We start from the raw sequence: 12926 nt of genomic DNA on the forward strand, positions 1-12926 counted from the left end.
TTATTCGCCAAGCTTGCACGTTTTTCAGGATGCACTGAATTCCCTTTTTCACGGAGTGCAATGAAAATATTATCCTTGAATTCTTCGAATATCGCTTCTGCAATTCCTTCAATCGTGGAGTGTCCGAAAAAAGAAGCCGGAGTGAGCTCCAGTTGATAAGCCCCTCCCAATTGCGCCGCAAACTCAGTCAATGTCAGTGAGTCGAACCCATATTCGGCAAGCTCCCCGTAATAATCAATTGCCTCGCGATCGATACGAAGAACGGACGAAATGATCTGTACAACGTCTGAACGATATTGTTCATGCCACCTGGTTTCATCGCTTTCGGACGAAATTGATATATCCTTCTCGCGTATGTGACCTTGCTTAGTTCTTCCTGGGTTGTTTTCCGTCACAGTCACGCCTGCCCATTTTCTGATTTTCTCTCCGTTTCCGGCGATGACAGCTATATGGGCATGGTTCAAAAGCAACCCTTCCTTAATAATTGCAAGTCCAGTCTCAGTCGAGATGCCCGACATGCCTACCGCCGTCATGAATAAGCGCTCCGTATGTGGATCGATTTTCATGCCGCCTTCCTTCCATAAAGGCCAACTGATAGAAATGGTTCTTCCTCCGCCTTCACGGACACTCCTGTATTCCGCATAACGATCCATAAAGCGGTTGGCATACGCATAATCGGTTTGTCCCACATTTCCATGCATTCCAGACACCGATGAAAACAACATCAAAAAATCAAGATTAGGAACATGGCGCTGCGACGCGCAATCTAAATGAACCGTTCCCCACACTTTCGCAGCCAGAACACCCTTCAAATCTGTAAGCGTTTTCTTAACTAATAAGGAGTCGCGAGTTAAGCCGGCACAGTGGAAAATGCCATGCAGTCGACCAAAGTGGCTGCATATACGTTCTACAGCTCGTTCGGTGTCTGAATAAATTGCCAAGTCAGCTTCGAGATAAATCACTTCGGAACCGTAAGCGCGAAGCTTGGCTATTTTCTCCTCGATACACGGATTAAACGGGCTTCTTCCCAATAGAGCAAGACCGGCTTGATGCGTTCGGGCAAGATGCTCCGCAATTCCAAAGCCGATTCCTCCCATCCCGCCTGTTATCGCATAAATGCCTTTATCTTTCAAAGAATACGCCGAATACTCACTTGGCGAATAGATTTCCTCTATCGCCGCAACTTCTCTTTTACCGTTTTGGTAGCGAATCTCCCTCTCTGATGGCAATATACGAACCAATTCGGTTATCAGCGTTTCTACCATTAAGTCAGAATCATCCTCGACGGGCATTCCCCATTCCACGCTCTTGGTTTGTACATTCGGATGTTCTAAGGAAACTGACTTCAAAAAGGACGCAATGGCCGCGGCATAAGGAAACGGCTGGCCTCCACCATTCTGGAAAGCATAGAGCACATTCAATTGGCGCTTGGACTTGGCTGCCACAAGCTCTCTAATCAGCATGAATACTGGATAAAGGACTTGCTCCAATTGCTCGTCCACCTGAAGCAAATCAGGCTTTTTTTCCGCAGATCGCGAATGAACGATGATATGGCTTGGTTCCACTTCATTTTGCTCTGTCGCACGGATGAGAAGGCGCATATCTTCCTCACTCTCCAGCGCAACGGTATAATGGCCGGAATCCGTTGTAAGGAAGCAGTTCCCCGGCTTAACCCATACAGCCCGCTCGGGATTAACGCATTGTCCCCTTATTTTTCTGAAAAATCCCTCTGAATGGCTCCATACAAGAACGGAGCCCTCGAGCCGATTCTCAGGAATCGACACACGCTCCTCTGGCTTCCAAATAGGTCTGAAGCGCAGCCATTCTGGACTCGCGGTATGATTTTGCTTGACTTGCAACAATGGCGCTGCAGACACTGCACGACTCAAGAACTCCTTTAAATGAACAATCAGGCGTCCCTCGTCGTCAGTAACATACACATCAAAGCATTTCATGTCCGCGATCCGCTGGGAATCCGTCCTATCCCGAACATATGCATAACCGCTTCTCGGTATGCGATCATAGATGTCTATCGTTCCTACTGAGAAGGGAAGATATCGCTCATCTACAGATGCATCGCCGAACAATAAATTTCCCATGACCGTCTGCAGCGCACCGTCCAACATAGCTGGATGCAGATTGAAAATGGAATCATTCTCATCACATTCGGCAGCGAGTTCTAGGCGCGCTATCGCCTCCTGACGATTCACCCATAAATGCTGAATGGATTGAAAGGTCGAACCGTATTGAAATCCCGCCGTTCGGAACATGTTGTAACAATGCTCTTTAGAGTAAGAAGAGCTGCTCCTGTTTACAATTTCTTGAATATCCAATTTACTTGCAGGCTTATCAACCGTCACTGTCCCGATGTTTCCTCTGGAATGGATGATTTCCCCACTTCCCGGCTGGATTGAATAAATTTCATAAGATGCTCCCGCTTTTTCCTTCCGGTACCGAATTTCAAGACGGCAAGGCTCATTCTCTACTGACAACGGGCTTGCCCATATGACATTCCTCAGACTAGAAATCTGCGCTTGAAAAGCAAGCTCCGCCGAAGCGACAGCCATTTCAATATAAGCAGCACCCGGCATTAACGGAGCTGCGCCCACTACATGATCCTGAATATAAAATTCATCACCCGTTAAGGTTAACGAAAATTTAGTTTCTTCGATTGTCGACACATTTTGTTCCACAAGAGGATGCAGCTTTACCCCTGATCGTCTCGAAGCCTTATTTACGCTTTGCCTTCTCCCTTGTCTATACCAATACCGTTGCCGGTTAAACGAGTAAGTCGGGAGCGGTATTTTACGAACCGTTCCAAGCGGCCACAACTCATGCCAAGGAACTTCATTACCTTGGCAATACATTTCGATCGCTGTCTTAACTTTGTTGCCATAATCCGTCGAGAGCATCGCGGCCTCAAATAAGACTTCTTGTGATTCCTCCGGAAATACCTTTGTCTCAATACTTCTGTGATCCTTCAGATTGCAGAGGAAGAAGTTTTCAATCTGTTCACCGTTCAAGTATCGTTTAAGCTTTTCGATTAATTCTTGTTTAGTTTGAACAAGGAGCATCGAACGGTATGAGAAATGCATACGTGAAATCTGCAATGAATAGGAAATATCTGAAATTGAACAATCAACTGCTTCTATTTCCAGCCACTTCAGCATTTTCTTCAATGCACTATCATAGGCTTGTTTGTTTTTGGCCGAGATCGGTACTACATAATAAGGAAGCTCCGGAGATAAACATGCATCTGCACGCGGCGCTTCCTCAATTACCATGTGAGCATTCGTGCCGCTAAAGCCGAAAGAACTGACGGCTGCCCTCCTAGGAACGTCCGAAGCCGTCCATTGTTCTAATTCGGCAGCGACCCGGAACGGCGTCTCTTCAAATTGAATGTGCCGATTTTGCTGCCTGAAATGTATATTAGGAGGAATTTGCTTATACTTTAAGGCTAATAACACTTTAATGACACTGGCGACTCCGGCAGCAGCAGCAGCATGCCCGATATTGGTTTTGACTGAACCGATTTTGCAAAATTGGGTTTCGTGCGTATACTTGCGAAATGCATTTGTCAATGCTTCCACTTCAATCGGATCCCCCAGCTTCGTTCCAGTTCCGTGAGCTTCCACCAACTGAATGGTACGAGGATGAATATTGGCCTCGCGATAAACGGTAAGCTCGACCTCCGTCTGGGATAGTGTGCTAGGAGCCGTCATGCCATTCGTTTTTCCATCCTGATTGATAGCCGAACCTTTAATAACGCCGTAAATATGATCTCCGTCTCGCAGGGCTGCATCTAGCGACTTAAGTACAACGGCGCCTGCCCCTTCACCAGGTACGAAGCCGTCTGCCCCATCGTCGAATGCTTTGCATCGACCGACGGGAGACAGCATTCCTGCATTACTGGATAAAATAATGAAGGCGGGTGTCAAGGAAATAAAAACGCCCCCCGCAATAGCCATCTCACTTTCTCCTGCAAGTATGCTGCGGCATCCCAAATGAATCGCCACCAGTGATGATGAGCAAGCCGTATCGATAGTGAGGCTTGGACCCTTCAAATTCAGAAAGTACGATATTCTGGCAGCAAGAACCGAAGCGGAATTGCCCCAGAACGACTGGGGTTCCATCGGTACCCCGTCCTCTTGCATTTTGGCGAGATAGTCTCCTCCGCTGGCGCCAACGAATACACCGCACTTCTTTTTATCCATGGACTCGATCGCATATCCAGCATCTTCCAAGGCATTCCAGCATACTTCCAAAAAAATACGCTGCTGTGGATCGGTGACCTCAGCTTCCTTCCCTGACATGTTGAAGAACACCGCATCGAATTGATCGATATCTTCGAGTATGCCGCCCCATTTGCAATACGTCTTGTCAAGCTTCTTCGGATCCGGATCATAATATTGCTCGGTATCCCAGCGTTCTTTAGGGATTTCACCGATTGTGCAGCGCCCGTTCTTCAAATTGTCCCAGAACTCATCCAAATTTTTGGCTCCGGGAAACTTACCGGCAGCGCCAATAATAGCTATATCCGAACACTTCCGTAACGGTCGAACCTCTTCTGACAAGTCTGTCTGCTTCGGCTTCATCCAACTGGTAGAGAATGCTGTCGGTAAGGAAGCTTCCGTAGACACGACTACTTTCCCAATATTGCTACCGCTTTCCAAATACTTATATGCTTCTTTAATCTCAGTAAAAGTAAAAACGCGGCCCACACTAGGTTGTACCTCACCTGTTTCCAGCATATTGGCCATTCGTTCCAAATAAAGCGATAACTTGTCAGGACTCCCCGTCAGTAATTTGCGGATATTTATACTGTGAAAGCTTTGATTGTCAACAAGATGGGACAAGCTTATTGCACCGGAGGCCTTTAAGCCAGCGACGGCAATTTCAATGTATCTGCCATTGGGGGCCAACAAGTTCAAGCCTTTTTGCACTGCCTCTCCAGACAGCGTATTGATGACAACGTCAACTCCGTAGTTATTCGTCCACTGTATGATCTTATCTGCAAAATCCTCTTCTTTATAATGAATCAGGTGTGGCACGCCTAACTGCTTTAAATATTCCAGCTTCTCCTTTGATCCGGCGGTTGCAAATATTTCAGCACCTATTTTCTGCGCCATCTGCACAGCGACTAGACCTGTTCCTCCCGCCGCGGTTTGAATCAATATTTTCTCCCCAGGCCGAAGGTTGGCTTTGTCAAATACGGATTGCAACGTCAAGGCAACGACGGGAAAACTACAGCCTTGTTCAAATGTAATATGCTTCGGTTTCTTAACGAGGAAATGCTCATCCGTGTTGACAACGCAGCTATGCGCCCCCATGCGTGCACCTGTCAGCCCGATGACCTCATCCCCGATTTTTACTCGTGTAACACGGCTCCCCGTATTCATCACAATGCCGGAAAATTCAAATCCTGGTGTAAATGGATAATCCGGTTGGGTTGGATAAAGCCCCTTAATACATAAAATATCACCAAAATTTATCGAAAATGCTTTAACCAGCACTTGCACTTCGCTATTGGACGGAACGCTGGGTTGAACAGCATCCAAGACAATGTCTTCAATGGCTCCCGGCTTCGTCAAGTATACCTTGTACCATTCTGAGCATTTATCAATGAAGGTCTCGATGCCTTGCCTGATCTGTTGGATGTGCCGATATCCCTCCTCAGGCGTCATTTGATGGCTTTCAATCATGGAAATGATCTGCTTCACTTTTTCAACGTTGTCCATCAGATACCTCCCAGTAGCTTTAACACTTCGGTACCACTCATCTTCCCATCCGCCAGATTTTGAAGCAATTCGAATTGCGTTCTCTCCCCCACTTCTTCAACGAGCGAATTGGTCGACTTCGGAGGACCTTCATGCCTGCCCTCCTTCGATTGCGGAGCAATGAGCTTGCCATATTCCTTGCAGAGATATGCGGATAAATCACGAACATTTCCATAATCAAACAATGCGGTAGTCCGCATCGTAATGCCGAATTCCTCATTTATGTGCTTCACAAATTCCAGCCCCATTATGGAATCAACACCATAATCAGTAAATTGCTTTTCCGACTTTATATCGTCGTCTGTAAGCTTTAACGTCATCCGCAAAAATAAAACCAGCCTATTGGCTACATAACGCTGTAATTCCGCTTGCGACAATCTGCCAGTATCTTGCGTCGGCTGTTCCAAACGCTCAATTTGACCGGGCGTATGGAAAGGGGGCTCAATCCTAGAAGTAGACGGTGCTACATTTTCTAGTGCGGCGCCAGTTGCCGATATTTCTATGGCTTCCGGATTATTCACAACATAGAGACCATCGCTCTCACCTATTATGACTTGCTGACTATGCTCCATTTTCTCCTCAGCATCCGCCAATAACGTAACACCGCGGAAGCCTTGCACCGACAATTGCTTTTTCCAACACGCTGGCGACAACAGTGGCGAGTGCGGAATTCGCAAGTCATCCTTGAACAGCCACCAGCCTTCGAGCAATCCGAATGTCATCGTCAAGAAATCCATTCTCGACGTCACTTCATTGATGACGAGCCACCCATTCGGTTTCAACAATGTTTTAACATGCCTTAATGTGCGCTCAATATTTTGCGTAGCATGAAGTACATTTGCCGCAATTACGACATCATATTCTCCAGTTGCGAATCCCTGCTGCAATACTTCTTTTTCAATATTAAGCAGTTTGAATTCTACAAAAGGAAATCCCTTTCCGAACGTTTCCTGACCATATTTGAGAAAAGCTTTTGAAATATCTGAATACGTATAAGATAAGTTGTCTCTGTGTTTTTGAAGCGCTGGCAAGATTCGAGAACTCGTTCCACCGGTTCCAGCACCAATTTCCAATATTTTAATGATGCTGCCTTGCTTCAAATCGGGCAGTCTTAATTCGATATAGCGCTGCAATGCCCAAGCCGCTACGCCATTGTAATAATCGGAATCGGCGTTTCCTTGATAGACGGATCCAACCAGTTCCATTGAACCTTCCGGGAACAATATGTTCTCCGCCGGCACTTGCCCAGTCAAGATTTCCGGATAGTGACGCACGCACTCCCATATTAGTTCCAGCTGCGGCCTAATGTCTGGATGCAAGTCACACCACTGCTTCTTGCGTTCTGCAAGCTCATCCAGTGAGGTAGCAGTGCAAGTGCCAGACAAATACGTCCCTTGCTCCTCTAAATGTCCCGCTGTTGCAGCAATTTGCAACAATCCTTCCAACAACCTGGAGTATTGCGGAATAATCCCTAGCTTTTTCTGCAACTCATCTGCTCTGACAGCCTCTCCATCTGGTAAAAAAACGCCCATGCGTTGGAAAGCATTCATCAGCATCTGCTGCCCGAATTCGTTGATAATGCCCCGTGCATGTAGGGACTTTCTAACATGCTTCGTACCCATTTTAGGGCGTTCCGAGATATTTAGTCTTGCATGCGGAATAGAAGCAGACTGTTCTGCGGGAACGACAACGGTCGCATCAAGCTTCCCACCGATTCCCTTAATAACGTTGACATCCGCATTTATAGCAATTAATTGCGGGATGTTCCAAGCGAGAGTACGAACGATTGCCTCCATCCCTACCATTGGATCGATGGAATATAATCCTTGTGCGGCTAGCCGCTTTTGGTAGCTGTCATTCGCTACTACACCAACACTCCCCCAATAGCCCCAGTTCACGATATGAACCGGGTAACTGACCTTTTCACGAATGTAATTTGCAATCGCGTCTTTAAAGGAACAGGCGGCAGCATAATTACTTTGACCCGCATTGCCGGAAAACGACTGCACTGATGAGAAAAAGAGCATGAAATCAAGCGGCTCGTTTTTAAATACTTCATAGAGCTCAATGCTGCCCGCGGCCTTCGGTCGCATAACTTCGAGCAGCGTTTCCTCCTCGAGCGCTTCTAACGAGCAGTCCTTCAGCACCAAAGCAGAATGAATGACCCCGTCTATTTTTCCGAAACGCCGTTTAGCTGTGGCTGCAGCCTCTTCCATTTCCTCCTGATTCGCTAAATCCGCTGTCAAATACAGCAAATCAGCACCAATTTCATTAATCATTGACTGTGTGCTAGCAGTCAATTCTTTAATAGAGCGACGCCCAATCAAGACGAGTTTCGCCCCGTAATGGCGCGATAAAAAGCGGCATAACTCTATACCGATTCCTCCAGCTCCGCCAGCGATAAAATACACCCCTTCTTGTTTGAAGGCAGACTTCTCGGCCCGTGGAAGTACAATCGGATATAACAGGCGCTTATACCGTTTCCCATTCCTAAATGCAATTTCTCCGTGGTATCTCTCGTTTTCCCTAACAATCGCTTCAGCAGTGCTTCGTCTTTCTCCCTCGTTCCCATTTTGCAAATCGAGGCTAACATCCAAGCAATGAATATTCCAGTTCAAATATTCTCGAGCAATCGATTTGACAAACCCAAAGATGCCTCCGGTAAAGGGACTTGCTTCATCTCCCTCAACAGCAAAGGCACGATTTGTAACTACCTTTAATTGAACGGATTGATGCAAATAACCGAGTTTGCTCCATGCACGGAACAGGCGATAAAGCGCGATAATTCCATATTCTTGGCTTTGCTCCAGGCCGATTGCATCTACACGTTCCTGTGTATCGCTGAAGCCCACCAAGATATAAATAATTTCCGGTGCATCCTCTCCCGAGAAAAAAGGATGTGCACCTGCCTGCTGTTCCGATAGAGATGCATGAGTTAATGGAAATCCGACCACCCTATCGTCCAGATGATATTGGCATAGAGCCTCAGAGAACCTTTCCCACCCCGGAGCAGCGGCAATCAATATCCGTTTCCCTCTAGAAGTCGCAGCATGTTCACGGATTTCATTTGGATCCCGCTCCCATTTTGGAACATACAGTAGGGACGCAAGCGGATCCCTAGCTTTTCTGATGCGCAAGCCGCTTATATGAACGCCCACTTTTCCTTGGGCATCCGTCAGCTCAATATCGAATTTGTCATTCCCTGCAGTCGTTACTAACGCATATGCACTTCCTTGTATTGAGTGTGACCATATCAACTCATCGATACTGAATGGCAGATATGGCTCTATTATGCCTTTTGCAGCGAAAATGCCAATGATGCCCTGCAATGCTCCGTCCAAGAGCGACGGATGGATTTGATGAAAACTGCCTGCACCGCCTTCTGGTGCTTCGAGATAACAGAGCGCTTGATCGCCCTTAATCCATATTTTCCGCACAGATTCGAAGAAGGGGCCATACTGAATGCCCAGATTGCGGAACGCATCATATAATTGTTCTGCTTCAATCGTGCTATCGGCAATCTCCATTCGCTCCTGCAGATTTACGGAATTCCGCAATTTTAACGAGGGCTGCATTCCAATAAGACCCTGAACATGTATTTCTGAATGTTTGCCTGGACTGCGCACTTCGAACTGTGTTCCAGCATTTGATGTTTTCATTACAAATTCAATTTTTTTGGGCACGGTATCTGCCGTCAATGCTCGTGCAAGCACTACATCCATCAGATGAAACTCTTTTCCTTTAGCAATCAACGCTGCCGCTTGAGACGCCATATCCAAAAATACTGCGGCTGGCATCGTCGGCAAACCGTGAACTAAATGGTCTGACATAATTGAGTCTTCCGGAGCGACGACGGTTTCGAACACGAGACCGGACTCTTTCATAGAACGTTCGACATGTAGGTTCCCAATCGATAGAAGACTTCCAGAAGAGTGCGGCTGCGGCTGATCCTCTGCAGCCCAATGCCGCTTCTTGGCGAATGGGTAAGTAGGCAATGATACGACTTTGCCTATTCGCTCAGGCCAAAGGGAATACCAGTCGATCTGTGCTCCCCATACCCACAATTGGGCAAGCTTATATGTTTCGTCATGAGATTGGATAGAGCGAATGAAGTCTTTTCCTGAAGCACCGCCTAACATAAGCTCCAACGAGGATCCACTTTGTTTCACATTGCCGGAATGGATCCCTTGCTCAACGCCTCCACCATTGATAAAGGCCTGCAATCGACTTACTACGGATGTAAGATCAGCTGCAACGAAAGCGAGCCTTTCTTCCATATGCTTCCGCCCGGTTTGCAAAGTAAAGGCAATATCGTCTATGCACAGACTTGCATTATACTTCTCGACATAAGCAATAAATCGTGCCGCTTGCTCTATCAATCTGTCCCGATTTAGGGCAGACATTACAATTACGTGCGGCGCCAGCGTATGCAACTGGCTCTCGTCAACAGAGGGGGAGACATACTCTTCCACGACGACATGCGCGTAAGCGCCGCCGAATCCGAAGGAGCTCACGCCAGCTCTTCTTGGCTCTCCATTGACCGATTCCCATGGAATGACTTCACGATTAATGTATAACGGCGAGCTTTCCAGCTTAATATACGGATTCAACTCATGAAACCGAGGCATTGCAGGAATTTCCTTATGCTGCAAAGACAAAATCGCCTTAAGCAAGCCCGCTATGCCTGCAGCACCCTCTGCATGTCCGATATGCGCCTTCGCGGAACCTACAGCGCAAAATGCTGCGCCTTGCCCGGCGTACGGCTTGAACGCCTCCTTTAACGCATTTATTTCTACAGGATCACCCAATTTCGTTCCTGTCCCATGGGCTTCGATATAACCGATCGATGTCGGATTAATTTCGGCATCTTTCCATGCGTCCATGATGACCTTGGCCTCCTGCAACATGCTTGGAGCCGTAATCGATGGAGTGTATCCACCATGATTAATCGCCGTCCCTTTTATAACCGCATGAACGCGATCCCCATCCCGCAAAGCTTGCTGCAACGGCTTCAATAAAACTGCCCCTACTCCCTCTCCTGGAACATATCCGTCTGCCGCGGCATCGAATGTATGGCATCTTCCCGTAGCGGATAATGCTCCAATGCTGCAGAAATAGCGATAATGATGCGAACTTAACAATAAATTGGTTCCCGCGACAAATGCCATTTCACATTCCTGATTGCGCAATGCCCGGCACGCTAAATGCAAGGCAACCAAAGAAGAGGAGCAAGCAGTATCGATAAACACACTCGGGCCCAATAAATTAAAATAAAATGAGGGGCGATTAGCCAGCATGGTGGACGCATTCCCTGTCCCAGAGTGCGGATCAACCGTTTGCGGGAGCCTATCTTTATAATCCTGGAAGCAGGCTCCAACATACATCCCCGTATGCGTTCCTCTTATGCGTCCCGCATATCCGGCATCCTCCATCGTTCCATAAAGCACCTGCAAGAGCAGTCTAAGTTGCGGATCCATCATTTGCGCCTCACGTGGGGAGATATTAAAAAATTCCGCATCGAATTTATCCACATCATCAATGAAGCTCCCCCACTTGCAATACATTTTGTCGGTTGCATACGGTGTCGGGTCGTACCATGGCCGATAATCAAAATGTTCGTGCGGAATTTCTTGCATTAAATCTACGCCCTCGCGAATGTTGTTCCAGAATGAAGGTAGATCCGGAGAACCAGCGAACATGCCTGACACTCCGATTACTGCTATATCCCGTTCACTGCTCTGCTTCCGAAGCTCCTTTGCTCCATACGTTCTTTCAAATTCGTCGCTACTAGTTTGGGGACCCGTAGACAACATCGGTTCTGAGAACGGCAGTTCTGCTGCCCGATCCTTTTGCCCCATCTCCGGTATCTGACTGGCTGCCGATTCCGGAACATGCAATTTTGATCGCATAACCTCAGGATATTGCTTAGCGAAATAAGTCGATAAATCGAGAATATTTTGATATTCAAAAAACAAAGTTGGGTATAATTCTATACCTAACTCGACCTCGAGCTCACGAGCCAATTCGATCAATCTCGTAGAGTCAATTCCCATATCCATAAAATTTTTGCTCTTATCGCCAATTGTTTTTCCTTCCGAGATCAAGCACGAAACCCGTTCTGTCAAATACTTCTCAATGTTGCTTCTGAGCGGATCGTGATAATCCCCCTCAGCACTAGCATTCGACCTGACGATTGTAGACTCCGTTTTATTGATCATGCGGTGAATTCCAGCTACATTAGCTTCCTTTTCCGAACTATCCAAAAGCGCGGAGGACTCTGCCCGCTTGCAGGTTACACCCTCCAGCATTAACAGGCAATTCCCTTCTTCGTCACATACATAAATATTGGTTTCAATTAATTCGGAATTCATTTTTATGACTTCTGACCATGAAAAGCACCGCTGCAACAGAGGCGCAAATACGGTAACTCGTTTGATGAACAGCGGTATAAACGCCCCGTCCCGTGCTTCACGGATACCGCACATGCTGCTGACGATGGCTCCGTCCAGAAGGGCGGGATGTGCAATATAATTTCCTTCCGAGCTTGCGAATTCTTCCGAAAGGCATAATCTCCCGAGCACGACATGATCGCGGATATAAACATGCTCAACGGTTCTGAGCGACTCCCCATGACAGACAGGCGACTTCGATAACTTCTCGTAAATTTCCCGACCTTGCATAATCCGATCCGGTTCGTCCAATACACCTGGGATATTTTTTTGAATCGGCTCAATCTTTTCCATCCTCTCGATTTCTGCGACAGCCGCTTCCGTCCAAGTATTTTCGGACGATTTTTTGTACAAACTTGTAAATTTTTGTTTCTTGTCGTCCCCCATCGTCAATCTGGATCTGATATCAATTGATTCTCCTGATTTGACCGTCGCTGTTCTTTGGAACAATAGTCGGCTGAATTGAAGCGGAAAAGTGTGCCGAACATGATTAACTGCCTCTATTGCCAAAGAGCAATGGGTAACGCCAAGAAGAACTTGCTCGCCAAAGACAGTATGGTCTTGCAGATAGGGCTCACCGTATTCAAAAGTTAACCAGAATTCTCCCTTATTCAATGAAGAAATCCGCAATTGAGCCTCCTCTTTCGTGAATGCTTTATGTTCGAAACGTTCCAAAACCGTTTTCACGTCCAACCTCACC

Annotated in this window: 1 protein-coding gene and 1 pseudogene; both read right to left on the reverse strand. The window is 47.0% G+C overall.

The features are described from left to right. Positions 1 to 101 precede the first annotated feature (101 nt). A pseudogene (locus M3661_RS15405) lies at positions 102 to 5738 on the reverse strand (SDR family NAD(P)-dependent oxidoreductase); the annotation flags it as partial. Beyond that, on the reverse strand, positions 5738 to 12913 hold the full coding sequence (locus M3661_RS15410) for an SDR family NAD(P)-dependent oxidoreductase (protein WP_251486478.1): 7176 nt from the start codon (positions 12911 to 12913) through the stop codon (positions 5738 to 5740). The gene M3661_RS15410 and the pseudogene M3661_RS15405, both read right to left, overlap by 1 nt. Between the last annotated feature and the right edge of the window lie 13 nt (positions 12914 to 12926).

The sequence above is a fragment of the Paenibacillus sp. MER 180 genome (genome assembly GCF_023713665.1).
Taxonomy (GTDB): domain Bacteria; phylum Bacillota; class Bacilli; order Paenibacillales; family Paenibacillaceae; genus Paenibacillus_B; species Paenibacillus_B suaedae.